This window comes from Streptomyces sp. NBC_01314 (assembly GCF_041435215.1).
GTDB lineage: Bacteria > Actinomycetota > Actinomycetes > Streptomycetales > Streptomycetaceae > Streptomyces.
On sequence record NZ_CP108394.1, the window covers coordinates 5043721 to 5070152 of the forward strand.

24 protein-coding genes and 1 tRNA gene are annotated in these 26432 nt (G+C 69.7%); 14 read left to right on the forward strand and 11 right to left on the reverse strand.

The window, feature by feature from the left end; genetic code table 11:
• Window positions 1-49: 49 nt before the first annotated feature.
• From acs to OG622_RS22035, 5 genes are all read left to right on the forward strand, one after another.
• On the forward strand, window positions 50-2008 hold the full coding sequence (gene acs, locus OG622_RS22015; RefSeq protein WP_371578341.1) for an acetate--CoA ligase: 1959 nt from the start codon (window positions 50-52) through the stop codon (window positions 2006-2008).
• A gap of 150 nt (window positions 2009-2158) precedes the next feature.
• The gene (nhaA, locus tag OG622_RS22020) at window positions 2159-3574 is read left to right on the forward strand and encodes a Na+/H+ antiporter NhaA (RefSeq protein WP_371584175.1); all 1416 of its coding nucleotides are present in this window, start codon (window positions 2159-2161) and stop codon (window positions 3572-3574) included.
• 39 nt (window positions 3575-3613) lie between these two features.
• A complete protein-coding gene (locus OG622_RS22025; RefSeq protein ID WP_371578342.1) occupies window positions 3614-4093 on the forward strand; it encodes a phage holin family protein in 480 nt (159 codons plus the stop codon).
• Window positions 4090-5052, forward strand: a complete 963-nt coding sequence (locus tag OG622_RS22030; protein ID WP_371578343.1) for an alpha/beta fold hydrolase — start codon at window positions 4090-4092, stop codon at window positions 5050-5052. Before OG622_RS22025 ends, OG622_RS22030 begins: the two co-directional genes overlap by 4 nt.
• 128 nt (window positions 5053-5180) lie before the next feature.
• A complete protein-coding gene (locus OG622_RS22035; protein WP_257542638.1) occupies window positions 5181-5360 on the forward strand; it encodes a hypothetical protein in 180 nt (59 codons plus the stop codon).
• Between the two features lie 47 nt (window positions 5361-5407).
• Here the strand turns inward: OG622_RS22035 and OG622_RS22040 are convergent, their stop codons facing one another.
• The 3 genes from OG622_RS22040 to nth all read right to left on the reverse strand — a co-directional run bounded on the left by OG622_RS22040 (window position 5408) and on the right by nth (window position 8491).
• Window positions 5408-6607 carry a MarP family serine protease gene (locus OG622_RS22040; protein WP_371578344.1) on the reverse strand — a complete coding sequence of 400 codons (1200 nt, stop codon included), beginning with the start codon at window positions 6605-6607 and terminating at the stop codon, window positions 5408-5410.
• 119 nt (window positions 6608-6726) lie between these two features.
• Window positions 6727-7458 carry a CoA pyrophosphatase gene (locus tag OG622_RS22045; RefSeq protein WP_371578345.1) on the reverse strand — a complete coding sequence of 244 codons (732 nt, stop codon included), beginning with the start codon at window positions 7456-7458 and terminating at the stop codon, window positions 6727-6729.
• A 133-nt stretch (window positions 7459-7591) separates the two neighbouring features.
• Window positions 7592-8491: an endonuclease III gene (gene nth, locus OG622_RS22050; RefSeq protein ID WP_371578346.1), complete on the reverse strand. Its 900-nt coding sequence runs from the start codon at window positions 8489-8491 to the stop codon at window positions 7592-7594.
• Window positions 8492-8817: 326 nt separating this feature from the next.
• Between nth and OG622_RS22055 the strand changes: the two genes are divergently transcribed.
• Both OG622_RS22055 and OG622_RS22060 read left to right on the forward strand, forming a co-directional pair.
• A complete protein-coding gene (locus tag OG622_RS22055; RefSeq protein WP_200307423.1) occupies window positions 8818-9492 on the forward strand; it encodes a Crp/Fnr family transcriptional regulator in 675 nt (224 codons plus the stop codon).
• 247 nt (window positions 9493-9739) lie between these two features.
• A complete protein-coding gene (locus OG622_RS22060) occupies window positions 9740-10564 on the forward strand; it encodes a nucleotidyltransferase domain-containing protein (RefSeq protein WP_371578347.1) in 825 nt (274 codons plus the stop codon).
• Between the two features lie 162 nt (window positions 10565-10726).
• On the opposite strand, the gene OG622_RS22065 is transcribed toward OG622_RS22060, so the two are convergent.
• From OG622_RS22065 to OG622_RS22080, 4 genes are all read right to left on the reverse strand, one after another.
• Window positions 10727-11557 (reverse strand): MBL fold metallo-hydrolase, encoded by an 831-nt coding sequence (locus OG622_RS22065; RefSeq protein ID WP_371578348.1) that lies wholly within the window; start codon window positions 11555-11557, stop codon window positions 10727-10729.
• Window positions 11554-12423 (reverse strand): NUDIX hydrolase, encoded by an 870-nt coding sequence (locus tag OG622_RS22070; RefSeq protein WP_371578349.1) that lies wholly within the window; start codon window positions 12421-12423, stop codon window positions 11554-11556. The genes OG622_RS22065 and OG622_RS22070 overlap by 4 nt, the downstream gene beginning before the upstream one ends.
• Window positions 12424-12484: 61 nt before the next feature.
• The gene (locus OG622_RS22075; RefSeq protein ID WP_371578350.1) at window positions 12485-12952 is read right to left on the reverse strand and encodes a RidA family protein; all 468 of its coding nucleotides are present in this window, start codon (window positions 12950-12952) and stop codon (window positions 12485-12487) included.
• Complete coding sequence (locus OG622_RS22080) at window positions 12949-13107, reverse strand: DUF4177 domain-containing protein (RefSeq protein WP_005476015.1); 159 nt, start codon at window positions 13105-13107, stop codon at window positions 12949-12951. The genes OG622_RS22075 and OG622_RS22080 overlap by 4 nt, the downstream gene beginning before the upstream one ends.
• Before the next feature lie 254 nt (window positions 13108-13361).
• Here OG622_RS22080 and OG622_RS22085 point away from each other — a divergent pair, with 254 nt between their 5' ends.
• Both OG622_RS22085 and OG622_RS22090 read left to right on the forward strand, forming a co-directional pair.
• Entirely contained in the window at window positions 13362-14339 is a 978-nt protein-coding gene (locus OG622_RS22085; RefSeq protein ID WP_371578351.1) for an ArsA family ATPase, read from the forward strand.
• Window positions 14336-15739, forward strand: coding sequence for an ArsA family ATPase (locus OG622_RS22090; RefSeq protein WP_371578352.1), 1404 nt, complete (start codon window positions 14336-14338; stop codon window positions 15737-15739). The genes OG622_RS22085 and OG622_RS22090 overlap by 4 nt, the downstream gene beginning before the upstream one ends.
• A 225-nt stretch (window positions 15740-15964) precedes the next feature.
• Here OG622_RS22090 and wblA read toward each other — a convergent pair whose 3' ends face one another.
• Window positions 15965-16303 (reverse strand): transcriptional regulator WblA, encoded by a 339-nt coding sequence (gene wblA, locus OG622_RS22095; protein ID WP_013001830.1) that lies wholly within the window; start codon window positions 16301-16303, stop codon window positions 15965-15967.
• 630 nt (window positions 16304-16933) lie between these two features.
• Between wblA and OG622_RS22100 the strand changes: the two genes are divergently transcribed.
• Window positions 16934-19237 carry a transglycosylase domain-containing protein gene (locus tag OG622_RS22100; RefSeq protein WP_371578353.1) on the forward strand — a complete coding sequence of 768 codons (2304 nt, stop codon included), beginning with the start codon at window positions 16934-16936 and terminating at the stop codon, window positions 19235-19237.
• Between the two features lie 196 nt (window positions 19238-19433).
• On the opposite strand, the gene OG622_RS22105 is transcribed toward OG622_RS22100, so the two are convergent.
• Complete coding sequence (locus OG622_RS22105; RefSeq protein WP_371578354.1) at window positions 19434-19901, reverse strand: GatB/YqeY domain-containing protein; 468 nt, start codon at window positions 19899-19901, stop codon at window positions 19434-19436.
• 311 nt (window positions 19902-20212) lie between these two features.
• On the opposite strand from OG622_RS22105, the gene OG622_RS22110 reads away from it, so the two are divergent.
• From OG622_RS22110 to OG622_RS22120, 3 genes are all read left to right on the forward strand, one after another.
• Entirely contained in the window at window positions 20213-21142 is a 930-nt protein-coding gene (locus tag OG622_RS22110; RefSeq protein ID WP_371578355.1) for a metallophosphoesterase, read from the forward strand.
• Window positions 21143-21464: 322 nt separating this feature from the next.
• Window positions 21465-22298, forward strand: a complete 834-nt coding sequence (locus OG622_RS22115; RefSeq protein ID WP_371578356.1) for a Pr6Pr family membrane protein — start codon at window positions 21465-21467, stop codon at window positions 22296-22298.
• Window positions 22299-22327: 29 nt separating this feature from the next.
• Window positions 22328-22401 (forward strand) — tRNA-Pro (locus OG622_RS22120).
• Window positions 22402-23342: 941 nt separating this feature from the next.
• On the opposite strand, the gene OG622_RS22125 is transcribed toward OG622_RS22120, so the two are convergent.
• On the reverse strand, window positions 23343-24239 hold the full coding sequence (locus tag OG622_RS22125; RefSeq protein ID WP_371578357.1) for an alpha/beta fold hydrolase: 897 nt from the start codon (window positions 24237-24239) through the stop codon (window positions 23343-23345).
• Between the two features lie 377 nt (window positions 24240-24616).
• A complete protein-coding gene (locus tag OG622_RS22130; RefSeq protein WP_371578358.1) occupies window positions 24617-25201 on the reverse strand; it encodes an NADPH-dependent FMN reductase in 585 nt (194 codons plus the stop codon).
• A gap of 356 nt (window positions 25202-25557) precedes the next feature.
• Between OG622_RS22130 and OG622_RS22135 the strand changes: the two genes are divergently transcribed.
• Window positions 25558-26307, forward strand: a complete 750-nt coding sequence (locus OG622_RS22135; protein WP_371578359.1) for a response regulator transcription factor — start codon at window positions 25558-25560, stop codon at window positions 26305-26307.
• Window positions 26308-26432 lie beyond the last annotated feature (125 nt).

Below are 26432 nucleotides of genomic sequence, written 5' to 3' on the forward strand. Positions count from 1 at the left end.
GGCCTGGGACACAACGGTCGCCCCGGCAAAGCACCGTAAGGGAGATGTCGTGAGCAACGAAAGCCTGGCCAACCTCTTGAAGGAGGAGCGACGCTTCGCGCCGCCTGCTGACCTGGCCGAGAACGCCAACGTCACGGCTGAGGCGTACGAACAGGCCAGGGCTGACAGGCTCGGCTTCTGGGCTGCGCAGGCCCGACGGCTGGCCTGGGCCAAGGAGCCGACCGAGACGCTGAACTGGTCGAACCCGCCGTTCGCCAAGTGGTTCGAGGACGGCGAGCTCAACGTCGCGTACAACTGCGTGGACCGGCATGTCGAGGCCGGGAACGGCGACCGGGTCGCCATCCACTTCGAGGGCGAGCCGGGGGACAGCCGGACCATCACCTACGCCGAGCTCAAGGACGAGGTGAGCAAGGCGGCGAACGCCCTGCTGGAGCTGGGGATCCAAGCGGGCGACCGGGTCGCGGTCTACATGCCGATGATCCCGGAGACGGCCGTGGCGATGCTCGCCTGCGCCCGGATCGGCGCCGCGCACTCCGTCGTGTTCGGCGGTTTCTCCGCGGACGCGCTCGCGACCCGCATCCAGGACGCCGACGCCAAGGTGGTCATCACCTCCGACGGCGGCTACCGGCGCGGCAAGCCGTCCGCGCTCAAGCCCGCAGTGGACGACGCGGCCGACCGCGCCGGAAATGTCGAGCACGTCCTCGTCGTCCGCCGCACCGGCCAGGACGTCGCCTGGAACGACTCCCGTGACGTGTGGTGGCACGAGATCGTCGACCGGCAGAGCGCCGAGCACGCCCCGCAGGCGTTCGGGGCCGAGCACCCGCTGTTCATCCTGTACACGTCCGGCACGACGGGTAAGCCCAAGGGCATCCTGCACACCTCCGGCGGCTACCTCACCCAGACGTCGTACACCCACCACGCCGTCTTCGACCTCAAGCCGGAGACGGACGTGTACTGGTGCACGGCCGACGTCGGCTGGGTGACCGGCCACTCGTACATCGTGTACGGGCCGCTGGCGAACGGCGCGACGCAGGTCATGTACGAGGGCACGCCGGACACCCCGCACCAGGGGCGGTTCTGGGAGATCGTGCAGAAGTACGGGGTGACGATCCTCTACACCGCGCCGACGGCGATCCGTACGTTCATGAAGTGGGGCGACGACATCCCCGCGAAGTTCGATCTCAGCAGTCTGCGTGTTCTCGGGTCCGTCGGTGAGCCCATCAACCCCGAGGCATGGATCTGGTACCGCAAGCACATCGGTGGCGACGTGACGCCGATCGTGGACACCTGGTGGCAGACCGAGACCGGCGCGATGATGATCTCCCCGCTGCCTGGTGTGACGGCGACCAAGCCCGGGTCGGCGCAGACACCACTGCCGGGCATCTCCGCCACGGTGGTGGACGACGAGGCACGGGAAGTCCCCGACGGCGGTGGCGGCTATCTGGTCCTCACCGAGCCGTGGCCGTCGATGCTGCGCACCATCTGGGGCGACGACCAGCGGTTCCTCGACACGTACTGGTCGCGGTTCGAGGGCAAGTACTTCGCCGGTGACGGGGCGAAGAGGGACGACGACGGGGACATCTGGCTCCTCGGGCGCGTCGACGACGTGATGCTCGTGTCGGGTCACAACATCTCCACCACCGAGGTGGAGTCCGCGCTCGTCTCGCACCCGTCGGTGGCCGAGGCGGCCGTGGTCGGTGCGGCCGACGAGACCACCGGTCAGGCGATCGTGGCGTTCGTGATCCTGCGCGGCACGGCGAACGCCGAGGACGAGGGCCTCGTCGCCGACCTCCGCAACCACGTCGGCACCACCCTCGGCCCGATCGCCAAGCCGAAGCGGATCCTGCCGGTGCAGGAGCTGCCGAAGACCCGCTCCGGGAAGATCATGCGGCGCCTGCTGCGGGACGTGGCGGAGAACCGGCAGCTCGGTGACGTCACGACGCTGACCGACTCCACGGTGATGGACCTGATCCAGGCCAAGCTGCCGGCGGCGGCGAGCGAGGACTGAGGTTCCGTACGTCCCCCGCGAGGGCGTACGCCGATAATGGGCACCCGGCGGCAAGCACGCCGGGTGCTCTTTGGTTAAAGTGACAAATGGTGCGCCGGGAAGTCTGGTCGGCAAGTGATCCGTGCTGCCCACCGACCGGAGGTCCCCACCGTGGCCGCGTCCCGCCCCACCCCCACCCCCACCCCCACCCGCAAGGTTCTCGGCCGGCTCTCCCTGCCCGAGCGGACCTTCGTGGCGGACGCCCTGCGCACGGAGACCGTCGGCGGTGTGCTGCTGCTCCTGGCCGCCGTCACCGCGCTGGTCTGGGTCAACGTCCCCGCGCTGCACGACAGCTACGAGAGCGTCAGCCACTTCCGCTTCGGCCCCGCGGCGCTCGGCCTCGATCTGTCCGTGGCGCACTGGGCGGCCGACGGACTCCTCGCGGTCTTCTTCTTCGTCGCCGGCATCGAACTCAAGCGCGAACTGGTCGCCGGTGACCTCAAGGACCCGAGGACGGCCGCGCTGCCCGTGGTCGCCGCACTGTGCGGTATGGCCGTACCGGCGCTCGTGTACGCGCTCACCAACCTCACCGGCGGCGGTTCCCTGGCCGGCTGGGCGGTGCCCACGGCGACCGACATCGCCTTCGCGCTGGCCGTGCTCGCCGTCATCGGCACCTCCCTGCCGAACGCGCTGCGGGCCTTCCTGCTCACCCTCGCCGTCGTCGACGACCTGTGCGCGATCCTGATCATCGCGGTGTTCTTCACCGACGACCTCGACTTCGCCGCGCTCGGCGGCGCGTTCGCCGGTCTCGCCGTCTTCTGGCTGCTGCTGAGGAAGGGCGTGCGCGGGTGGTACGTGTACGTTCCGCTCGCGCTCGTCATCTGGGCGCTGATGTACACCAGCGGCGTGCACGCCACCATCGCCGGTGTCGCGATGGGGCTGATGCTGCGCTGCACACGGCGCGAGGACGAGCAGCGCTCCCCCGGCGAACACATCGAGCACCTCGTGCGCCCTCTGTCCGCAGGTCTGGCGGTGCCGCTGTTCGCCCTGTTCAGCGCGGGTGTAGCGGTGACGGGCAATGCGCTCGAAGAGGTGTTCACACAGCCGGAGACGCTCGGGGTGGTGCTCGGGCTGGTCGTCGGCAAAGCGGTCGGGATCTTCGGCGGGACCTGGCTGACCGCCCGCTTCACCCGGGCCTCGCTCTCCGAGGAACTGGCCTGGCCGGACGTCTTCGCGGTCGCCTCCCTCGCCGGGATCGGCTTCACCGTGTCGCTGCTGATCGGCGAACTGGCCTTCGAGGGCGACCCGGCGCTCACCGGCGGCGTCAAGGCGGCCGTCCTTACCGGTTCGCTCATCGCGGCGGTCCTGGCGACCATCCTGTTGAAAATGAGGAACGCCGAGTACCAGGCTCTGTGGGCCGCCGAGGAGCGTGACGACGACCTCGACGGCATCCCCGACGTCTACGAACAGGACGACCCGGCGTACCACCTGCGTATGGCCGCGATCCACGAACGCAAGGCCGCCGAGCATCGCAGGCTTGCCGAAGTGGCGGGCGGGGCAGGCGACGGCGACGACGGTCCGGCATGATCTGACAGGACCGTACAAACGCATATGAGGGAGACCCCGATGAGCGCACCCGACGGCAGCCCGGTCGGAGCCGAACGCAGCGTCGGCCAGTTGTTCGCCTCGGCGACGGCCGAGATGTCCGCGCTGGTGCACGACGAGATCGCGCTGGCCAAGGCTCAGCTCAGGCAGGACGTCAAGCGAGGCGTGATCGGCGGCGGGGCGTTCACCGCGGCCGGCACGGTGCTGATCTTCTCCCTGCCGATGCTGAGTTTCGCCCTGGCGTACGGCATCCGCACCTGGAGCGACTGGAACCTGGCGATCTGCTTCCTGCTCTCGTTCGCGGCGAACGTGGTGGTCGCCCTCGTGCTGACGCTGATCGGCGTCGTCTTCTCGAAGAAGGCCAAGAAGGGGCAGGGGCCGCAGAAGGTCGCCGCCTCCATGAAGGAGACAGCGGGCGTGCTGCAGAACGCCAAGCCGCACCCCCGTCGACCCGCCCGGGCCGACGACGCCGTCGAGGCTGTGGCACGCTCGACGTCATGACCGACCCCGCGGCCACCCCGGCCGCCCCCTGGAATCAGCCCGCGTCTCCCGTACGGCTCGACGTGCCCGGCGCCAAAAAGCTGATCCACCGGGACGTGGCCGCCAACGGCGCGCGCTTCCACATCGCCGAGGTGGGCGACGGGCCGCTGGTGCTGCTGCTGCACGGCTTCCCGCAGTTCTGGTGGACCTGGCGGCACCAGCTGGTCGCCCTCGCCGACGCGGGCTTCCGGGCCGTGGCGATGGACCTGCGCGGGGTCGGCGGCAGCGACCGCACACCCCGGGGCTACGACCCCGCGAACCTCGCCCTCGACATCACCGGGGTCGTACGGTCCCTCGGCGAGCCCGACGCCGCCCTGGTCGGCCACGACCTGGGCGGCTATCTGGCGTGGACGGCGGCCGTGATGCGCCCCAAGCTCGTACGGCGGCTCGCGGTGTCCTCGATGCCGCATCCGCGGCGGTGGCGCTCGGCGATGCTCTCGGACGTCAAGCAGACGTCCGCGGGCTCCTACATCTGGGGGTTCCAGCGGCCCTGGATCCCCGAGCGGCAACTCACCGCCGACGACGGCGCGCTGGTCGGCCGGCTCATCCGGGACTGGTCGGGGCCCCGGCTGCCCGACGACGAGGCCGTGGAGGCGTACCGGCGGGCGATGTGCATCCCGTCGACGGCGCACTGCTCGATCGAGCCGTACCGGTGGATGGTGCGGTCCCTGGCCCGCCCGGACGGCATCCAGTTCAACCGCCGGATGAAGCGCCCGGTCCGGGTGCCCACCCTCCACCTGCACGGTTCACTCGACCCGGTGATGCGTACGCGCAGCGCGGCGGGGTCCGGGGAGTACGTCGAAGCGCCGTACCGCTGGCGGCTGTTCGACGGTCTGGGGCACTTCCCGCACGAGGAGGACCCGGTGGCGTTCTCGGCCGAACTCATCAACTGGCTGAAGGACCCCGAGCCCGACCGGTGAGTCCGGCCGGGCCTCCCGCCCTCCAGACTTGAACACCTGTTCCACGAACAGTTACTTGCCCGGCGCATAGGCCAATTGGGGGGCGTGGGGGCGGTTATGGACCTTGGGGCGGGGGCACACGTCGGGGTATGGGCTGGACGCACGACTACAGTGACGCAGCACGCAACCGCCGCTCGGCCGCGGGCCTGAGCTCCCACCAGAGGGGCGCCCCGCAGCTGCCGGGCACGGATCCCCGTCTGGGCATTCCGCGCATCCTGCGCCGCCGGGCCCGCTGGGTCTCGGCGCGGCTGCGCCATCCTCGCCCCTGACCCACGCGGGGTGACCCGCACAGGACTTCACCACACCGCCCCCGGCCTCAGAGCGCGCAGCTGTCGCTGTCCACCTGCTGGTTGGCCTTACGGCCCTTGGCGATGTCCTCCTCGACCTCGTCCGCGGTGAGGGCGTAGCCCGTGTCCGGATCGTCGAGGGACTTCGCGAAGACCACGCCGTAGACCTTGCCTTCGGGCGTGAGCAGCGGGCCGCCCGAGTTGCCCTGGCGGACAGTCGCATAGAGCGAGTAGACGTCGCGGTGGACGGTGCCGCGCTTGTAGATGTCGGCGCCGTTGGCCGTGATGCGACCACGCACGCGCGCGGGGCGGACGTCGTACGAGCCGTTCTCCGGGAAACCCGCGACGATCGCGTCGTCGCTGCCGTCGGCGTCCTTGGTGGTGAACTCCAGTACGGGCGCCTGCAGGCCCGGCACGTCCAGTACGGCGATGTCGCGTTCCCAGTCGTAGAGGACGACCGTGGCGTCGTACTTGCGGCCCTCGCCGCCGATCTGGACGGTGGGTTCGTCGACTCCGCCCACCACGTGCGCATTGGTCATCACCCGGCGCTCTCCGAAGACGAAGCCGGTGCCTTCGAGGACCTTGCCGCAACTCTGGGCGGTGCCCATGACCTTGACGATGGACCGCTTCGCGCGCTGGGCGATCGGGCTGCTCGCGAGTGCCGGGTCGGGGGGCTGGACCTCGGTGATGGGCTCGTTCGAGAACGGGCTGAAGACCTGCGGGAAGCCGTTCTGCGTGAGGACCGAGGAGAAGTCCGCGAACCAGGTGTCCGCCTGGGTGGGCAGGGCCCCTGCCACGCCCTGCAGCACCTTGGAGTTGCGGACCTCCTTGCCGAGCGTCGGCAGCGTCGTCCCGGCGAGTGCGGAACCGATCAGCCAGGCGACCAGGAGCATCGCCACGACGTTGACGAGAGCGCCGCCGGTGGCGTCCAGGGCACGCGCCGGGGACCAGGTGATGTAACGGCGCAGCTTGTTGCCGAGGTGGGTGGTCAGGGCCTGGCCCACGGAGGCGCAGACGATCACGATGACCACCGCGACGACGGCGGCGGCCGTGGTGACCTCGGAGTTCTCGGTCGTCCAGTCCCAGATGACGGGCATGAGGTAGACCGCTACGAGGCCGCCGCCGAGAAAGCCGATCACCGAGAGGATGCCGACGACGAAGCCCTGTCGGTAGCCGACGATCGCGAACCAGACGGCGGCGACCAGCAACAGGATGTCCAGCACGTTCACCGCTTCAAGCCTCGCCTCGTCGCTTCGCGATCACTACAGGCCGGCCGGGAGGCCGGCCCGCCGCGCGGCGACGGGGGGACACCACAAGCCCCAAAAGACGCAGCACGGCAGACACCCTGTCATGAGCGCCAGTCGAGCGGGACCTGCTTCTCACGGTCCCAGGGGCGCTCCCAGCCGGCGTAGTGCAGCAGACGGTCGATCACTCCGGCCGTGAACCCCCAGACGAGGGCCGATTCGACCAGAAATGCCGGTCCTGCGTAGCCGCGGGGGTGAACGGCGGTGGCTCTGTTGGCCGGATCCGTGAGATCCGCCACGGGGACGGTGAAGACGCGGGCCGTCTCGTTCGGATCGACGGCCCGGACCGGGGTCGGCTGTCGCCACCAGCCCAGGACGGGCGACACGACGAAGCCGCTGACCGGGATGTACAGCTTGGGCAACACGCCGAAGAGCTGGACGCCGGCGGGGTCGAGGCCGGTCTCCTCCTCGGCCTCGCGCAGGGCGGCGCGCAGCGGACCGTCGGTCTGCGGGTCGCCGTCCTCGGGGTCGAGGGCGCCACCCGGGAACGACGGCTGGCCCGCGTGTGATCTGAGCGAGCCTGCGCGCTCCATGAGCAGCAGTTCGGGGCCGCTCGCACCCTCGCCGAACAGGATCAGGACCGCCGACTGCCGCCCCGAGCCGTTCTCCGGCGGCAGGAAGCGGCTCAGCTGCAGCGGCTCGATCGTCTCGACGGCGTGCACCACCGGGTCCAGCCAGGCGGGCAGGCCCGCCCTGTCCAGCACCGGCCGCCCGGCCGTCGGGCGATGCCCGTGGTCGGTGTCCGTGCCGCCGTCCGTCCGGCTCGCGCGTGTCATAGCCACCCCCGTCGTTCTTCCGGTCCCAACGCCCGGGGGACCGCTGATCGTTCCGCTCGGGCCTCGCGTCCCTCTTGTGGGTGGCGGGCAGTAGCGCCGGGAGGGTGCGTGCCGGGCTGCTCCGTGGGCCCCGTCATCCGGCGGCTCCCAGGGGCGGGGCCGGGATACCGCCCGCGTCGAGGTAGGCCTGTGGGGGCTTGAGGCGCTGGCCGGGGAAGCCGCCCTTCTCGTACTTCAGGAGCTTCCTGGCCTTCTCCGGGTCCGTCTCCCCCTCGCCGAACGCGGGACAGAGCGGGGCGATGGGGCAGGCACCGCAGGCCGGTTTGCGGGCGTGGCAGATACGGCGGCCGTGGAAGATCACGTGGTGCGACAGCATCGTCCACTCGCTCTTCGGGAACAGCGCGCCGATGGCCGCCTCGATCTTGTCCGGGTCGGTCGCCTCGGTCCACCGCCAGCGCCGTACGAGCCGCTGGAAATGCGTGTCCACGGTGATGCCTGGGCGGCCGAAGGCGTTGCCCAGCACGACGAAGGCGGTCTTGCGGCCGACGCCGGGCAGTTTGACGAGGTCCTCGAGACGGCCGGGGACCTCACCCCCATGGTTCTCCACCAGGGCCTTCGACAGCCCTATGACCGACCTCGTCTTCGCCCGGAAGAACCCGCAGGGCCGCAGGATCTCCTCGACCTCCTCCGGGTCGGCCGCGGCCAGATCCTCTGGGGTGGGGTACTTCGCGAAAAGCGCCGGTGTCGTCTGGTTGACCCGCAGGTCGGTCGTCTGCGCCGACAGGACCGTCGCGACGATCAGCTGGAACGAGTTCTCGAAGTCCAGCTCCGGGTGCGCGTACGGGTACACCTCGGCGAGTTCGCGGTTGATGCGACGGGCACGGCGGACCAGGGCGGTCTGCGATTCGGGCTTGGAAGCCGCCTTCTTCACTACCGCCCTTCCGGCGCTGGTGGACTTTCTCGCCGGAGCGGCCTTCTTCGCCGAGGCCGTGGTCTTCTGGGCGGAGTTCTCCCCCGCTGATGGATCGGACACCTTCGTCGCCTTTGCCGTTTTGTTCGCTCCCGCGGGGCCCTGTTCGCCCACAGCGGAATCGCGCCGTACAACCACCCGCCCAGCCCCCTTGGCCTGTGCTCTCACCGGCGATTTGGACACCCGGCCAGCCTAGAGCCCGGCACTGACATCCGCCCCGGGCCCAGAAGATCGGCCCCCAATTGGACCCCTGACGCTTACCCCGGGACATGTGTGCGGCATCCTTGTGACAGATCACACTGTTTGGTACGTCCGGCAAGACGGGGAACACGGTCCCCTGGTAGTACGGGGAGCAAGATCCCCTGAGCAGGTCGACAAGGAGAGAACTCGTGGACGACGTTCTGCGGCGCGCCCCGCTCTTCGCGGCGCTCGATGACGAGCAGGCCGCGGAGCTCCGCGCCTCCATGGGTGAAGTGACCCTCGCGCGCGGTGACGCTCTCTTCCACGAGGGCGACCCGGGTGACCGCCTCTATGTGGTCACCGAAGGCAAGGTCAAGCTTCACCGCGCGTCGCCCGACGGCCGCGAGAACATGCTGGCCGTGCTCGGCCCCGGTGAGCTGATCGGCGAGCTGTCGCTGTTCGACCCGGGTCCGCGGACGGCGACCGCCACGGCGCTGACCGAGGTCAAGCTGCTCGGCCTCGGCCACGGCGACCTCCAGCCGTGGCTGAACGCGCGGCCCGAGGTGGCCGCGGCGCTGCTGCGAGCCGTCGCGCGGCGGCTGCGCAAGACCAACGACCAGATGTCCGACCTCGTCTTCTCGGACGTTCCCGGGCGGGTCGCTCGCGCGCTGCTGGACCTCTCCCGGCGGTTCGGCGTTCAGTCGGAGGAGGGCATCCATGTGGTGCACGACCTCACGCAGGAGGAGCTGGCGCAGCTCGTGGGTGCGTCTCGGGAGACCGTGAACAAGGCCCTGGCGGACTTCGCGCAGCGGGGGTGGCTGCGGTTGGAGGCTCGCGCGGTGATCCTGCTGGACGTGGAGCGGCTGGCCAAGCGGTCGCGCTGACGCGGGTTCGGTCGTTCGCCGCCAGGGCCTGAGGGGCCTCGGTTTACGGGCCAGGGCCAGGGCCTGAGGGTTGGTGCAACGCAGTACGCAGGTGGGGCTTGCGAGCCAGTACAGGCCGCACATCTGTTCGTACGTCGATGGGGTTCGTCTCGTTCCGCGAGGCGGGCCCCATTTTCTTTCGCGGGGCGGGCCCCTTGGTTTTCGCCTCCCTGAGCTGCCCGCGCGTCCCTTGCGGCACAGTGACCGTATGGCCGGAATCGGGCGCCCAAGAGGGCTGGACAGTCAGGGGTTCATCGAGCGGGAGGGGGCACTCGGGCGGGTGCCCGGGGTGTTCCGGCCGGTGGTGGCCGCGGCTCGGGATCGGGTGCTGGACGTGTTCGGAGGGCGGCTGCACAGTGCGTACCTCTATGGGTCGGTGCCCCGGGGCACCGCTCGTCCCGGGCGCAGTGACCTCGATCTGTTGCTGGCGTTGCGCGAGGAGCCCACAGAGACGGACCGGGCGGAGGCCCGAGTACTGGACGAGGCGCTGGACAACGAGTTCCCGCAGATCGATGGCGCCGGAACACTGCTGGTCAGCCGGGCGCAGGTGCTCAGCGACCTGGAGCGGTACGACCTGGGCTGGTTCGTGGCCTGTCTGTGCACTCCCCTGCTGGGTGAGGACCTGGCGGAGGACCTGCCTCGCTATCGGCCCGACTCCGTCCTCGCCCGCGAGACCAACGGCGACCTCGCGCTGCAACTGCCGCGCTGGCGTGCGCGAGTCGCGGAGGCCACGACCGACGACGCCCGGCGGGCGCTCGTCCGTGGTTGCTCCCGGCGGCTCGTCCGCACCGGGTTCACCCTCGTCATGCCCCGCCGACAGGGCTGGACCAGTGATCTGCACGAGATGGCGGAGGCGTTCGGCGCGTACTACCCGGAGCGCGCCGCCCAGATGCGCGCGGCGGCGGTGGCCGGGTACGAGCCGGGTACCGGTGTCGAGGTTCTGCGGTCGTACCTGGACGACCTCGGGCCCTGGCTGGCCGAGGAGTACGCGCGCGTACACGGCGTCAAAGCACCGCGTCCCGGAGATCAGTGAAGGGTGAGAGGGACGTTCCTCGGGCGATGGGGCTCCGATCATGCCCCCGGAGGACCCCTGGACGCCCCTGGGAGGGGCTGCTGAGGCCCGGGAGGCCTCCAGGGGCCCGGGAGACCCCGCGGTCGCACACGGCCCCGGAGGCGGCCGCTCAGGCTCGGGGAATCAGATCAGGCCGTGGTCGGCCAGGTACTCCAGTTGTGCCTGTACCGAGAGTTCCGCGGCCGGCCACAGGGAGCGGTCGACGTCCGCGTAGACGTGGGCGACGACCTCGCCGGGGGTGCGGTAGCCGTTCTCGACGGCCGTCTCGACCTGGGCGAGCCGGTGGGCGCGGTGGGCGAGGTAGAACTCGACGACGCCCTGCGCGTCCTCCAGGACGGGGCCGTGACCGGGAAGGACGGTGTGGACGCCGTCATCGACCGCGAGGGATCTGAGGCGGCGGAGGGAGTCGAGGTAGTCGCCGAGACGGCCGTCGGGGTGGGCCACGACCGTCGTACCGCGCCCCAGGACGGTGTCACCCGTCAGGACGGCCCGGTCGGCCGGGAGATGGAAGCAGAGCGAGTCGGCGGTGTGGCCGGGGGCGGGAACGACCCGGAGTTCCAGGCCGCCGACCGAGATCACGTCGCCCGCGCCCAGTCCTTCGTCGCCGAGCCGCAGCGCCGGGTCGAGGGCCCGTACGTTCGTCCTGGTCAGCTCGGCGAAGCGGGCGGCGCCCTCCGCGTGGTCCGGGTGCCCGTGCGTGAGCAGGGTCAGCGCGACCCGCTTGCCGGCCCTCTCCGCCGTGTCGACGACGTTGCGCAGGTGGACGTCGTCCAGCGGACCCGGGTCGATCACGACCGCCAGCTCGGAGTCCGGTTCGGACACGATCCAGGTGTTGGTCCCGTCCAGCGTCATCACGGACGCGTTCGGCGCGAGCACGTTGACCGCGCGCGCGGTGGCGGGCCCCGACAGGACGCCGCCCCTGGGCCGGCCGGGGAGGGCTGCTGCGTCGGTCATGCGGAGTCCCCGGTGGCCGATATGCGCTTGGTGAACTCGGCGTGGCCGGGCCAGGAGAGGACCACGTCGTCGTTCTCCAGGCGAGCTTCGGCGAGGACGGGGGTCAGGTCGCGGGCTGGTGCGGCGGCGAGCGCCGCGGCGGCCGTGTCGTACTCCGCGAGCCGGCGCAGCGTCGCGATGGTGGGCGGCATCATCAGCAGCTCGCCCTTGTCGTAGCCGTCCGCCGCGTCCCGGGGGCGGATCCACACCGTGCGGTCGGCCTCCGTGGATGCGTTGCGGGTGCGCTGGCCCTTCGGCAGCGCGGCCACGAAGAACCAGGTGTCGTAGCGGCGGGCCTCGAACTCGGGGGTGATCCAGCGGGCCCAGGCGCCCAGCAGGTCGGACCGCAGGACCAGCCCCCTGCGCTCCAGGAACTCCGCGAAGGACAGCTCCCGGGCGGCGACCGCCGCGCGGTCCGTCTCCCAGTCGTCGCCCGTGGTGTCGCCGACCACCGTGTCGGAACTGGGCCCGGCGAGCAGCACGCCCGCCTCCTCGTACGTCTCCCGTACGGCCGCGCAGACGATCGCCTGGGCGTCGGTCTCGTCGACGCCGAGTCTGGACGCCCACCACGCGCGCGCGGGGCCCGCCCAGCGGATCTGGTGGTCGTCGTCGCGCGGATCCACACCGCCGCCCGGATACGCGTACGCGCCCCCGGCGAAGGCCATGGAGGCGCGTCTGCGCAGCATGTGCACCACCGGAGTGTCGGCCGTGTCCTTGAGCAGCATGACGGTGGCGGCCCGCCTGGGGGTCACCGGTGTCAGCGTGCCGGCCGCGAGTGCGCGGATGCGGTCCGGCCACTCGGCTGGGTACCACTGCCCGTTTGCCATGGGCGGAGGCTAACTCGTCACGGGCGGATGTTCGAGCGAGCCTCCGCGATCCCGGCGACCGCTACGCGCTGGTGAGCTCCACCTGGAGCTCCACCTCGACCGGCGCGTCCAGCGGCAGTACCGCCACACCGACCGCGCTGCGCGCGTGGACGCCCTTGTCGCCGAAGACGGCGCCCAGGAGTTCGCTCGCGCCGTTCAGCACGGCGGGCTGGCCCGTGAAGTCGGAGGCCGAGGCCACGAAGCCGACGACCTTCACCACGCGCGCGACACGGTCCAGGTCGCCCGCGACGGACTTCACGGCGGCGAGGGCGTTCAGCGCGCAGGTGCGGGCGAGTTCCTTGGCCTCCTCGGGGGTGACCTCGGCGCCGACCTTGCCGGTGACGGGCAGCTTGCCGTCCACCATGGGGAGCTGCCCGGAGGTGTACACGTACACGCCGGACTGGACGGCCGGCTGGTACGCGGCGAGCGGCGGGACGACCCCGGGCAGCCTCAGCCCGAGTTCCGCGAGCCTGGCCTCGACGGCGCTCACGGCTTGGGCCGCTTCAGGTAGGCCACCAGCTGCTCGGGGTTGTTCGGCCCGGGCACGACCTGGACGAGCTCCCAGCCGTCCTCGCCCCAGGTGTCCAGGATCTGCTTCGTGGCGTGGACGAGCAGCGGCACGGTTGAGTATTCCCACTTGGTCATGTGGCCGACTTTATCCGCTTCCCGGCCGCTGCCCGGCACGGGTTCCATCTTGGTCCGGCCCGGGTTCCGTCTTGGTCCGGCACGGGGGTCGACCTCGGTCCGGCACGGGATCGAGATCGGTCCGGCGCGGGTTCCGCCGCCGTCCCGGCGGGCATGCATGACAGCCCGGGCAGGCCGGGGCGACAGGCGGGGAGAGCACAAGTTGTCCACAGCCTCCCGCGTACGCCGCGCGCGGACTGGTTAGGCTCGAATACGTGAGCAGGCTCCAGGTCGTCAGCGGCAAGGGCGGGACCGGAAAGACCACGGTCGCCGCCGCACTCGCGCTCGCCCTCGCGACCGAGGGCAAGCGCACCCTCCTGGTCGAGGTCGAGGGCAGACAGGGCATCGCGCAGCTCTTCGAGGCAGAGGCACTGCCGTACGAGGAGCGGAAGATCGCGGTCGCATCCGGGGGCGGGGAGGTGTACGCGCTGGCCATCGACCCCGAACTGGCCCTGTTGGACTACCTCCAGATGTTCTACAAGCTGGGCGGGGCGGGCCGGGCCCTGAAGAAGCTCGGCGCAATCGACTTCGCGACCACCATCGCGCCCGGCCTCCGGGACGTGCTGCTGACCGGCAAGGCCTGCGAGGCGGTGCGCCGCAAGGAGAAGAGCGGGCGGTTCACGTATGACTACGTGGTGATGGACGCGCCTCCCACCGGGCGCATCACCCGCTTCCTGAACGTGAACGACGAAGTGGCAGGGCTCGCCAAGATCGGCCCGATACACAATCAGGCCCAGGCCGTCATGCGGGTCCTGAAATCCCCCGAGACGGCTGTCCATCTGGTGACGCTGCTGGAGGAGATGCCGGTCCAGGAGACAGCGGACGGCATCGTCGAGCTGCGGGCCGCGAAGCTGCCGGTGGGGCGGATCATCGTCAACATGGTGCGGCCCGAACTGCTGGACGCCGGCGAGCTGGAGTTCGCGCGCGCGGTGCCGCGTACGGCCGTCGCCAAATCCCTGTCCACGGCGGGTCTGGGCGGCGCGCGGCGCGGCGGCACGGCCGAGCGCCTGGTGGAGCCGCTGCTCACGCAGGCCGAGGAGTACGCCGAGCGGTACGCCCTGGAGCACGAACAGCGGGGCGCACTGGGCGAGCTGGACCTGCCGCTGCACGAACTGCCGTTGCTCGCCGAGGGAATGGATCTGGCGGGCCTGTACGAACTGGCCAAGGAACTGCGTCAGCAAGGGATCTCATGACTCCGGACCCGGCCGCCACGCACGATTCGGCCCACTCCCACGACGGACACCGCGTGATCAGTTCGACCCGCCCCCTCGCGGTCGACTCCCTGCTGGACGACCCGCAGACCCGCATCGTGGTGTGCTGCGGCGCCGGCGGAGTGGGCAAGACGACCACGGCGGCGGCACTCGGGGTGCGGGCCGCCGAGCGCGGCCGCAAGGTGGTCGTGCTCACCATCGACCCGGCCCGACGGCTCGCCCAGTCCATGGGCATCGACTCGTTGGACAACACCCCGCGGCGGGTCAAGGGCATCGACGGGGATGGCGAACTGCACGCCATGATGCTCGACATGAAGCGCACGTTCGACGAGATCGTCGAGGCGCACGCGGACCCGGACCGGGCCTCCGCGATCCTGAGCAACCCCTTCTATCAATCGCTCTCGGCGGGCTTCGCGGGCACGCAGGAGTACATGGCGATGGAGAAGCTGGGCCAGTTGCGGGCCCGGGACGAGTGGGACCTGATCGTCGTCGACACCCCTCCGTCCCGATCGGCGCTGGACTTCCTGGACGCCCCGAAGCGGCTCGGCTCGTTCCTCGACGGCAAGCTGATCCGCGTCCTGCTGGCGCCGGCGAAGGTCGGCGGGCGGGCCGGCATGAAATTCCTGAACGTCGGCATGTCGATGATGACGGGCGCCCTGGGCAAGCTCCTCGGCGGTCAACTGCTGAAGGACGTCCAGACGTTCGTGGCCGCCATGGACTCCATGTTCGGGGGCTTCCGTACGCGCGCGGACGCCACGTACAAGCTGCTCCAGGCGCCCGGCACGGCGTTCTTGGTGGTGGCCGCGCCGGAGCGGGACGCGCTGCGCGAGGCGGCGTACTTCGTGGAGCGACTGGCGGCCGAGGACATGCCACTGGCCGGGTTGGTGCTCAACCGCGTCCATGGCAGCGGCGCGGCCCAGCTGTCCGCCGAGCGCGCGCTCGCCGCCGCGGAAAATCTTGACGAGCCCCGCATTGTGGATCAGATGGACGGGAAAGCAGTTCGTAACTCTCCCGACACGTACGGCAGTTCAGCCAGTTCAGGCAGTCCGGAAGCTCCCGCAACGACCGTCACCCCGGACGGCTCCCCCGCCCCGGACCAGCAGAAGCAGACCGTTGCCGACCAGACCGTTGCCGACCAGGTTGTCGCCCCGGACCTGACCGTGGAACAGCTCACGGCGGGCCTGCTTCGGCTGCACGCCGAGCGGATGCGACTGCTCTCCCGCGAGCAGCGCACACGTGACCGCTTCACCGCGCTGCATCCCGAGGTGGCCGTGGCCGAAGTGGCGGCGCTGCCCGGTGATGTCCACGACCTGGCGGGTCTGCGGGACATCGGAGACCGGCTCGCGGCCATAAGGCCGGAGCTGCCCACCTCCGCCGACTGAACCACCCGTCGGACGACTGGTCTTCACGTTTGGCGGTCGACTGCCCTGCCGGACGAACCGGCCGTCCGGCGACGGCCGGAGGACCGCTACGACCGGCCGAGGGGACCGAACCGTGCCCCGACCACCGATCCACGCCTCGGGGCACCCGAGAGCCGGCACACCTGCCCGACGCGCCGACACCTCAAGAGGCGCCCTCGACCGACGTGGCCCGGAAGGGCCTCGCCCTCAGCTCACCGCCGCGTAGTTCTCATAGATCTCGTCATCGTCGAGCGGCAGAATGCCCGCGCCACGCTCGTACTCCGTGCGCGCGGTCTCCAGCAGCCTGCGCCAAGACGTGACGGTCGGACGCCTGCGCAGCAATGCGCGGCGCTCACGCTCCGTCATTCCTCCCCACACGCCGAACTCGACGCGGTTGTCCAACGCATCCGCCAGGCACTCCGTACGCACCGGGCATCCGGTGCACACCGCCTTGGCCCTGTTCTGCGCTGCTCCTTGAACGAACAGTTCATCCGGATCGGTAGTGCGGCAGGCAGCCTGCGCACTCCAGTCGGTTACCCAGCCCATACCGGCGCCGTCCTCTCCCGAATCGAGGCTCCCCCACGGCGGCAGCGGCATATTCACCGCCGCCAGTTGAGGACGTTACGGAAGGTGGGCACAGCGCAACACCCCCTTCGGGCCCAATCTTGAATGGCCCGAACGGACTATGCGTAAGCGGCAGATCACCCGCGGGAGTGACCTGAGGACATACATGACCATCCCGACAGAACGGGACAGTTGACATGCGTCACAACGGACACCGAATGACACACAAGGCGTATTCGGACACGGCACCGGAAAAAATCGGAAGAACGTCAGAACGATTCGGGCTCGCTGGACGTACTTGATACAAGGGCCTACGGCTGTGACAGTTGGGAGCAGCTTAGGCCAACGCCTGAGCGCCTGTCCGGCAAATGAGAACGTAGACAAGCGTTCATGTTCCGGCACGCCTCCGTGCCGCCGCATGCCGCACCAGCCCGGCGAGCACGGCCCGGTCGTAGAGCCGATGGGACACTCCCCGGCGTCCGCCGTAGGCCACGTCGTTCAGTACGGGGGTCGGGGCCCGTCACGGGCACGGATGTCACGATCCGGCACCCGTACCCCTCCTGACCCACCTGCTCCTTCGGAACGGTCGTCGCTACGGATTAGGCTGCCCTCATGCCAAACAAGCGCTCGGGTGGTGGTCTGTCCCCCACACAGCAGGCCGCCAAGTTCCTAGGTGTCAGCGTGCTCGCCGGTGCCGTCATGGCGGGCATCGCGCTGCCCGCGGTCGGCGCCCTGGGGCTGGCCGCCAAGGGTTCGGTCGAGGGGTTCGACGAACTCCCCGCCAACCTCAAGCAGCCGCCGCTGAGCCAGCGCACCACGATCCTCGACAGCAAGGGCGACTCGATCGCCACGGTGTACAGCCGCGACCGTACGGTGGTCGATCTCAAGGAGATCTCGCCGTACATGCAGCAGGCGATCGTCGCCATCGAGGACGCACGCTTCTACCAGCACGGCGCGGTCGACCTGAAGGGCGTACTGCGCGCGGTCAACCGGAACGCGCAGGAGGGCGGGGTCGCCCAGGGCGCGTCCACGCTGACGCAGCAACTCGTGAAGAACGTCGCGGTGGAGGAGGCCGGTGACGATCCCACGCTCGTCGCCCAGGCCATCCAGCAGACCCTCGGCCGGAAGATCCGCGAGCTGAAGTACGCGATCCAGCTCGAAGAGGAACTCGGCAAGAAGAAGATCCTCGAGAACTACCTGAACATCACGTTCTTCGGCCAGCAGGCCTACGGCGTCGAGGCCGGCTCCCAGCGCTACTTCTCCAAGTCCGCCAAGGATTTGGACGTCGAGGAGGCCGCGCTCCTCGCCGGCATCGTGCAGTCGCCCAGCCGGTACGACCCGGTGAACGACCCGCAGGAAGCCACCAAGCGGCGCAACACCGTGCTGCAGCGCATGGCCGATCTCGGCGACATCTCACAGGCGGAGGCCGACAAGGCCAAGGAGAAGCCGCTCGGCCTCGACATCAGCAAGCCGAAGAACGGCTGCATCACGGCCGTCAAGGGTGCGGGCTTCTTCTGCGACTACGTGCGCGAGGTGTTCCTGAACGACCCGATCTTCGGCAAGTCCAAGGAGGACCGGGCCAAGATCTGGAACCAGGGCGGTCTGACGATCCGGACGACGATGGACCCGAAGGCCCAGAAGTCGGTCCAGGCCTCCGTCAAGGAGCACGTCAGGCAGAAGGACGAGGTGGCCACCGCCGCCACCATCGTGGAGCCCGGCACCGGCAACATCCTCGCCATGGGCCAGTCGAGGCCGTACGGCCTCGACACCAAGAAGAACGAGACGTCGATAAACCTCTCGGTGGACGAGTCCATGGGCGGCGGAGCGGGCTATCAGCCCGGTTCGACGTTCAAGCCGATCGTCGCCGCGGCGGCCATCGAGGACGGCATGTCCCCGGGGAAGATCTACCCCGCGCCGTACGAGATGCTCTACCCGAGCCCGATCTCCACCTGTGGTGGCGGTACCTGGCGCAACAGCACCGGCAGCGACGCCGCGAAGCTCGCCAACGAGAGCGCGTCCGAGGTCGGCCCGTACTCGATGGAGAAGGCGACCGCGCTGTCGGTCAACACCTACTTCGTGCAGATGATCGCGGACATCGGCATCTGCCCGGTGACGAAGATGGCCGGGAAGATGGGCGTCGAGCGGGCCGACGGCCGCAAGATGGACCAGGCCCCGTCGATCGCGCTCGGCACGCAGGAGATGTCCCCGCTGACCATGGCGAACGCGTACGCGACCTTCGCCTCGCGCGGCATGTACTGCACACCGGTCGCCATCGAGTCCATCACCCAGCGGGTCGGCGAGAAGTCGAAGTCGCTGGAGGTCCCGAAGTCGACCTGTTCACGCGCCATGTCCGAGAAGACCGCCGACACCATAAGCACCCTTCTCAAGGGGGTTGTGGAGGACGGTACGGGTACGGAGGCCGGCCTCGGCCCCAGCCGCCCCAGCGCCGGTAAGACCGGTACGACGGATGGCCGCTACGCGGCCTGGTTCGTGGGCTACACCCCGAACATGGCCGGCGCCGTCTGGGTGGGCGACCCCGCGCATAAGCGCCGCATGGTGAACATCACCATCGGCGGCGTGGGCTACGACAAGGTCTTCGGCGGAAAGGTCCCCGGCCCGATCTGGCGCGACATGATGTCCGGCGCGCTGGAGGGCGAGCCCAATCCCGGCTTCAACCCCGTCTACATCCCCGACGAGAGGCCGGACCGCGGTCGCGGGGACAACGACAACGGGAACGGCAACAACGACGACGACAACGGCAACGGTGACGACGGCGACAACGACGACGGGTTCATCGGCGGCACCGACGGCGGCACCACCTTCCCGACCCCCGAATTCTCCATCCCGGAGAACTGGATCCAGGGCCAGACGAACGGCGGGAACAACGGGAACGGCAACGGTGGCGGGTTCGGCTGACAGCTACCGAGTGTCCGATCGGAAGAGTCTCTGATGCGGTGAGCGACTGATCCGATGAGCGTCTCAGCCGATGAGCGTCTGATCCGTGTGGATGATGAGTGATTGATCCACACGGATACGGCGGTGGGGGCGCCCCTTGAGAAGGGGCGCCCCCACCGCCGTTCTGCTGGAGCGCGGGCGAAAGCCTGAGGGCTGCTCAGGCGCCCGTGAGCTGCTGCTTGACGATGGCGGCGACGCGGCCGCCCTCGGCGAGTCCGGCCACCTTCGGGTTGACGATCTTCATGACCTGGCCCATCGCGCGCGGGCCCTCGGCACCGGCGGCCCGAGCCTCCTCGACGGCCTGGACGACGATCTGCTTCAGCTCCTCGTCGGACAGTTGCTTGGGCAGGTACTCGGCGAGGAACTCGCCCTCCGCCGTCTCCCGCTCGGCCGACTCGGTACGACCGCCCTGGGCGAAGGCGTCCGCGGCCTCGCGGCGCTTCTTCGCCTCCTTGGTGATCACCTTGAGCACCTCGTCGTCGGAGAGCTCGCGCTTCTCCTTGCCCGCGACCTCTTCCTTGGTGATCGCGGTGAGCGTCAGCCGGAGCGTCGAGGAGCGGAGCTCGTCGCGCTCCTTGATGGCGGCGTTGAGGTCTTCCTGCAGCTTCGACTTGAGCGTGGTCATGGGGCCGATTGTCGCAGGTGTGGTGCGGGAAGCGCGCCTTGATTTCGCTGGTGTGTGCGGATCGGTGACGGGTTGGGGGTGGATCGGTGACGGGCCGGGGTGTGGATCGGTGGCAGCTCCGGTGGGGATCGGTGACGGGCCGGGGTGTGGATCGGTGGCAGCTCCGGTGCGGATCGTCGGCGGCTCGGGCGCTGGTCGGAGGTGCGGACCGGAGTGGGTTTTCCACAGGGGGAGTTGACGATCGGCGGTGGTGGTCGGCGGTTGTCCACAGGCAGGCGCTCGGGCTCGGCGGGGTCTGACACGATGGAGACATGCAAGCGCGATACGGAGTACCTCTGGGGATCGCGGCGGTCGGTGCCGCCGGTGTGGTGTACGCGGCGGGTTTCGAGGCCCGCTCCTTCCGGCTGCGGCGGGTGACGGTGCCGGTGCTGCCACCAGGCATGAGGCCGCTGCGCATACTCCAGGTCTCCGACATTCACATGGTGAGCGGGCAGCGCAAGAAGCAGCGCTGGCTGCGTTCCCTGGCCGGGCTGCGCCCCGACTTCGTGATCAACACCGGGGACAACCTCTCCGACCCCGAGGGCGTCCCCGAGGTGCTGGACGCGCTGGGTCCGCTGATGGAGTTCCCTGGCGCCTATGTCTTCGGCTCGAACGACTACTACGGCCCGACGCTGCGCAACCCCGCCCGTTACCTCCTGGAGAAGGTCCAGGGCCGCCACGGTCTGAACGGCAACAAGCCAGTGGTCGGCGCCATCCACAACCCGTGGGAGGACCTGCGGGACGGCTTCGACGGGGCGGGTTGGCTCAACCTCACCAACACCCGCGGCACACTGAAGATCGAAGGCATGTCGGTCGAGCTGACCGGCGTCGACGACCCGCACATCAAGCGGGATCGCTACGCTCGCGTGGCCGGCGGCCCGTCCGACTCGGCCGACCTCTCCCTGGGCGTCGTCCACGCCCCCTACCTCCGCGCCCTCGACGCGTTCACCGCCGACGGCTACCCCCTCGTCCTGGCCGGCCACACCCACGGCGGTCAGCTCTGCATCCCCTTCTACGGCGCCCTCGTCACCAACTGCGACCTCGACACGGACCGCGTGAAGGGCCTCTCCAGGCACACCGCCGACGGTCGCACCGCGTACATGCACGTCTCGGCCGGCTGCGGCACGAGCCGCTACACCCCGGTGAGGTTCGCCTGCCCGCCGGAGGCCTCGTTGCTGACGCTGGTGGGGCGGGAGGGGTAAGGGCGAGGGGGAGGCTCACCCGGGGGGCGGTGCGGGCCAGCCGGATGGGTCGCTGGTGTGCAGGCAGGGCGTCGAGCATGGTGCTCTGCCGGTGGGGCCAGCGGCAAGACCTGATGATGAGGCCAGCCGGTGCAGCCCACGGGTTCAGCGTTCAGCCCACCGGTGACGTCGAGTGGCTGGCGGTGGGGCCTCGCCGGGTGAGGTTCTCGCCGGTGAGATCTGGCGATCAGGCCGACGGTGAAGGCTGCCATCGGGATGAGGCACCGACCCGTACGGATCACCCCGAATAGCCCGTTTCGCCGGGGCGCCTTAGCGTGATCGCATGACCGCACCGATACCCAGGGACATCCCCGATCTGCCCGCGATCTCGGGCATTCCCGCGCCGGTGACATCCGTCGTGCCCGCGACAGCGGTGGTGGCACCGACACGACGCCCACTTGCAGCGGCGTACCGCGCCTTGGTCGCGCTGGCGGCGGCAGCGGCCGTGGTGATCGAGATGGTGCTGGGCAGCCCCCTAAGGGCGTTCAGCCATTTCTCGGTCCAGAGCACGGCCCTGGTGGCACTGGTCTTCGCCGCCTCAGCCCGCAGCGCTTGGTCGGCCCGCCGTCCCTTGCCCTCCTGGGTGACAGGCGGCACGGTCCTCTACGCCGTGATCACGGCGTTGGTGTACCACCTGATCCTGATGAAGGACGCGACGGCCTTCTCCATGACGATCACGCCGACGGGCGCCCCGACCGCCCCCACCGGCTGGCTCGCCCTGACGAACGTCGCCTTCCACACCGCGGTTCCCGTCGCGGTGGTGGCGGACTGGCTGCTCCTGACCCGCCCGGCGCCGCCACGCCTGAGCCATGCGGTGGCCTGGCTGTTCTACCCGCTGGCGTACCTGGCGTTCACGCTCGGCCGAGCCGCCTTGGTGACCCCGGACTGGCCGGCCCCGTACCTCTACCCGTTCCTGGACGTCAACGGCCACGGCTACAAGAGCGTCCTCGGCAACGCCCTCCTCCTGGGCCTCGCCTTCTACGCCCTCGCCCTCCTCCTCATCGCCGTCGACCACGTCCGCCCCGACCCCGTACACCCTCGTCGCGGGCGCCCCGACCGCCACGGCCGACGCCCCGAAAACCGGATTTCGTCTCAAGGCACCAGTGGGCTAAAGTAAACGACGTCGCCGCGGCAAGCAGCGACAATCGGGGTGTAGCGCAGCTTGGCAGCGCGCTTCGTTCGGGACGAAGAGGTCGTGGGTTCAAATCCCGCCACCCCGACAGTGAAACACCAGGTCAGGCCCGGTGCTGAGAGATCAGCACCGGGCCTGACGCATTCGCCCATCGCGTCCGCGATATCTCTCCGGTGCGCAAGCGGGAACCCGGCCGCGTCGCACAGATCATTGTCGTCACCGAGCTGCTGCAGTCAGCCTCTCGCGGGGACCACCCCGAACTCGTCCCCGCGCTTCGAGCGCCGGCCGCAGTCCGAGGCAAGCGGTCCCCGCCGGCATCAGCCTCCCGCCACCTACCTGATCTGGAACCCGTTCGACTGATCAAGACCCCCGAGCGCATACGGACGTCTTCCTGAGCGGCTGCGTGTGGTGGCCAGTGGGAGGGGTTCGGGGTGCGGTCGTATGTCCGGAGCACTGCGGTCCTCGGATCCCGGCTGGGCTGCGGCCTCCGGGCCCGGCTTCAGGAGCGGCAGCCTGAGCCCGCCGTGCCGGGGTGTCCGCTGTGTAGGTCGTTGTCGTGGCCGACGGCGATCCGCGCTCATTGCGCGGTCGGTCTGCCGTCCGTCCTCGCGGAACTGGGGCCCAGCCCGGCGGTGAGTCCTCCCAGGTCTCCTGCGGATCACGCGGCATCCTTGACGTCGGTCTTCCCCTCGCCCGGACGCTGGTCGGCGAACCGCCACACGGCGGTGTGTCCGAGAGGACCTCCTGGCCGGCCGGGTGGGCTCGTGCCCGTGATGGGCGCTCTTGCCGACGTCAAGGCCGAGGAAGACGCCCACGTCGTCGATGCCGTACAACCCCTCGTCCAGAACAGGGCCGCGATGCCGTCCGGAGTCCAGCCGTACGCGCGTCCACGTCATGCGGACCTGCCGACTGCGGGATGCCCGGCCCGGAGGTTGACAGCCCGGGGGGACCGCAGAGTACCGCGACGTACTCCGCAGCCGGGTTTGTGGACTACCGGTGACTCCGGGCGCTCCGACGCGCGTTCGGTGTTCAACGGGAGACACGGCCGCGGCATTCCTCAAGGAAGGACAGCACGCTCAGGTGATAGCGGCGTGCCGCGTAGCCGAGGCTGATGTTGTGTCCGGCCCCGATCACATGGTCGGTACACACCAGCGGGGAGGCCAAAGGGGTGGTCAGGTCGCGTAGGGCCGCAGGGTCGCAGGCCCAGAAGCGCTCGTGCTCGGCGAAGGTGAAGCGCACCGGAACCCGGATGCGGTGGGCCAGTCCGGCGTATCGCCGGGGCCAGTGGGGGATCTCCTCGGCCTCGCGGGGCGGGATGGGGCCGACGAGGTGCTGCGCCATTCGAAACGTGCCGGGCGGATACAGCGCGAGCGGCCCCCAGTGCAGACGGTGGTCGTACAGCTCCCCTGCGGCGGCCAGTTGAGCGCGTGACAGGGCCCATCGCTCCCCCACTCCCGAGACGTCCACCCCCAACAGTCTGTCCTCCGGTTCCGCCGTCGCGACCATGGTCAGGGCGAGTTTGCCGCCGAGTGAGTGGCCCACCAGGAAGAACGAGGTGCGCCGTCCATGCTCAACGGCGTACGCCCGCAGCGCCGCCCGCACACAGACGGCCTGCTCGGCCAGGCGCATGCCCTGCGGAAGAGGGCCCGCGGAAACACCGTAGCCGGGGCGGTCCAGGGCGAGGGCGGCGTAACCGGCCGCGGCGGCGAGGGAAAGCAACGAGATGGACGGATCGGCTTGGCCGTGAAAGTAGCCCGCGCCCATCCCCCCGCCGTGGAGAGCGACGAGCACGGCGCGCGGCTCGCCCCGGGGTGGAAGGGCGAGCAGTCCTGACAACCGTACGTCCCCCGCCACCAACTCGACCTTCTCCACTGGGCGGGGTGACGGGCCCCGTTCGGGTGTCTGTGCCGGGACGGACTGTGGCATGAGATCTCCGTAGGTCATCGAGCAGCCAGGGAGGAGTTGGGGTGTCCCAGGGGGCCTGTCGGCCTCGGGATCCGCACATCCTGCGGGAGGCCCGACGAGTAGGCGCGCACGAGCCCTCCCGCTCTTCGGGCACTGCCCGACTCCTACGAGGCCGCGAGCTGCACGTGTTCAACCCCACCTGGCCGGCCCGGTTTGAGTGCGGCTCGGGAACGGAGGGATACGTGGCCGCACATCAAGTGGTGGGAGAGGAGGGACGAGCAGCCCGGCCGGACCACCTGGTCGGTCTCATCTCCCTTCGCGAGAACCGGGACCGGGCGTACCGGGGCAACGGAACGAGCTCTCGGCGCCGACCATGCCGGTCGGCCCGGTGGCAAGGATCAGAACTGGTAAGAGCGGTTGAGCCGGGCGACGTACAACGCGTCCGCCCACCAGGCCAGTTGGTCAAGAAACGTCTTCGCCGCTGCCTCCGCGCCCTGCGGTGCTCCTCCATTCTCGAAAGCGCCCCAGGCGTTGTGGAAGGAGAGTGTTTCGCGGATCGTCAGCGCGTGCACTTCCGGTAACACCTGCCGCAGATGCTCCGCGGCCCGTATGCCCCCGCCCATTCCCCCGTAGGACACCAGGCCCACCGGCTTGGCCGCCCACTCCTGCGGATGCCAGTCGACCACGTTCTTGAGCGAGGCCGGGTAGGAGTGGTTGTACTCGGGCGTGACCACCACGAACGCGTCGGCCGCGGCCAGCCGGGGCGTGATCCCGTCCTTGAGGCGCTGCACCTCGGCATCCAGCGGCTGGCCCATACCCGGGACGGCGAGCGGCAGTGGGTGCTCGGCAAGGTCCACGAGGTCCACCTCCCACCTCCCGTGCGGGACCGCTCTGGCCGCCACCCATCGGGCCACATCGATGCCCATCCGGCCGTTACGGACGCTGCCGACCACCACGGCCAGCCTTAAGTGCTTGCTGCTCATGCCAGTTCCTTTCGATTCTCCCCGCACGGGGCAGCCACGTCTCCGTCGGCCTGGCCGGCACGCCACGCCGGGCCGGGCCGGCCTAAGCACGTTTCCTGCCTTGATCATGATCATTCCGGTCGGTGGCGGAGTTCCCGAGGGGCTGTCGGCAATAGGGGATGAGGAAAAGATCCTTCGACGCAAGGGTGGTTGAGAAGCATGGTCAACCAAGGTGTCATCAACCACATGGCCCGGCCCGTATGTGTGCGAAGGTCACTACGCCAACCGCAGCGGACGGGTGTCCCACCACCTTTCGCACGCAAGCGAAATGGACCCGCGTTCTCCAGCCCCCCACAGTCATTCCGCAGGAGGAGCACGTGCCGCAACAGGCCAGTCGGTTTCGTACGACCGTCGAACCGTCCGGACGGTTCGACGTGAAGGACATCCCCATACCGAGCACCAACCGATGGCACGTGCTGGTCATCGAGGTCGACGACCGGGCGGCCACCAGCCTCAGCCGGCACCTGGAGGAACACGGGCACCGAGTACGCCGGGCGAGGACGGGCATGGAAGCACTCCGGGCGCGGCAGGACGCCGAGGTCATCCTGATGGACTTCGAACTCCCCGACGTGGATGGCCTGGACATGTGCCGGTCCCTCACGGCGACCTCCGACATCCCGCTACTGGCCGTCACCTCTCGCGCTGACGAGACCGACCGTGTGCTGGGGCTGCGAGCCGGCGCGGACGACTACATCGTCAAGCCGTACGGCTTCCAGGAACTCCTCGCACGTATGGAGGCCGTGATGCGCCGCGCCTCCCCCACCCGCCAGGAGCAGCGGGTGCTGCGTGTGGGGCCGCTCGTTCTCGAGCCCGTCATCCGCTCGGTGCAGCTCCACGGCGAGCGGTTCGACCTCACCCGCAAGGAGTTCGACCTGCTCCATGTGCTCATGGTGCGGCCGGGCGCGGTGGTGAGCCGTCAGCAACTCATGCAGTGCGTATGGCAAGAGACGGAATCGGCACAGAGCCGCACCCTGGACACGCATGTGGCCGCGCTGAGGCGGAAGCTCGGCTCGACCGACTGGATTCTCACCGTGCGCGGTGTTGGTTTCCGCCTCGGCCGACCGTGACCCGGCGCGGGCACCCCCACTCCCGCCCCTCTCTTCTGGAAGGAACTCGCATGCCGCCCCGTTCTCCGACACCCCCCGACAGGCGTACGGAATGCGTCGGTTGCTCTCGGACCAGCCATGAGGCG

Bases quoted from the DNA above. Each gene is read 5' to 3' on its own strand.
- OG622_RS22060 (WP_371578347.1), top strand. From the start codon at position 9,740: ATGGCCGGAATCGGGCGCCCAAGAGGGCTGGACAGTCAGGGGTTCATC.
- OG622_RS22105 (WP_371578354.1), bottom strand. From the start codon at position 19,901: ATGACCACGCTCAAGTCGAAGCTGCAGGAAGACCTCAACGCCGCCATC.
- OG622_RS22025 (WP_371578342.1), top strand. From the start codon at position 3,614: ATGAGCGCACCCGACGGCAGCCCGGTCGGAGCCGAACGCAGCGTCGGC.
- OG622_RS22045 (WP_371578345.1), bottom strand. From the start codon at position 7,458: ATGACACGCGCGAGCCGGACGGACGGCGGCACGGACACCGACCACGGG.
- wblA (WP_013001830.1), bottom strand. From the start codon at position 16,303: ATGGGCTGGGTAACCGACTGGAGTGCGCAGGCTGCCTGCCGCACTACC.
- OG622_RS22115 (WP_371578356.1), top strand. From the start codon at position 21,465: ATGACCGCACCGATACCCAGGGACATCCCCGATCTGCCCGCGATCTCG.
- OG622_RS22090 (WP_371578352.1), top strand. From the start codon at position 14,336: ATGACTCCGGACCCGGCCGCCACGCACGATTCGGCCCACTCCCACGAC.
- OG622_RS22100 (WP_371578353.1), top strand. From the start codon at position 16,934: ATGCCAAACAAGCGCTCGGGTGGTGGTCTGTCCCCCACACAGCAGGCC.
- OG622_RS22030 (WP_371578343.1), top strand. From the start codon at position 4,090: ATGACCGACCCCGCGGCCACCCCGGCCGCCCCCTGGAATCAGCCCGCG.
- OG622_RS22065 (WP_371578348.1), bottom strand. From the start codon at position 11,557: ATGACCGACGCAGCAGCCCTCCCCGGCCGGCCCAGGGGCGGCGTCCTG.
- OG622_RS22110 (WP_371578355.1), top strand. From the start codon at position 20,213: ATGCAAGCGCGATACGGAGTACCTCTGGGGATCGCGGCGGTCGGTGCC.
- OG622_RS22080 (WP_005476015.1), bottom strand. From the start codon at position 13,107: ATGACCAAGTGGGAATACTCAACCGTGCCGCTGCTCGTCCACGCCACG.
- OG622_RS22070 (WP_371578349.1), bottom strand. From the start codon at position 12,423: ATGGCAAACGGGCAGTGGTACCCAGCCGAGTGGCCGGACCGCATCCGC.
- OG622_RS22125 (WP_371578357.1), bottom strand. From the start codon at position 24,239: ATGCCACAGTCCGTCCCGGCACAGACACCCGAACGGGGCCCGTCACCC.
- OG622_RS22035 (WP_257542638.1), top strand. From the start codon at position 5,181: ATGGGCTGGACGCACGACTACAGTGACGCAGCACGCAACCGCCGCTCG.
- OG622_RS22130 (WP_371578358.1), bottom strand. From the start codon at position 25,201: ATGAGCAGCAAGCACTTAAGGCTGGCCGTGGTGGTCGGCAGCGTCCGT.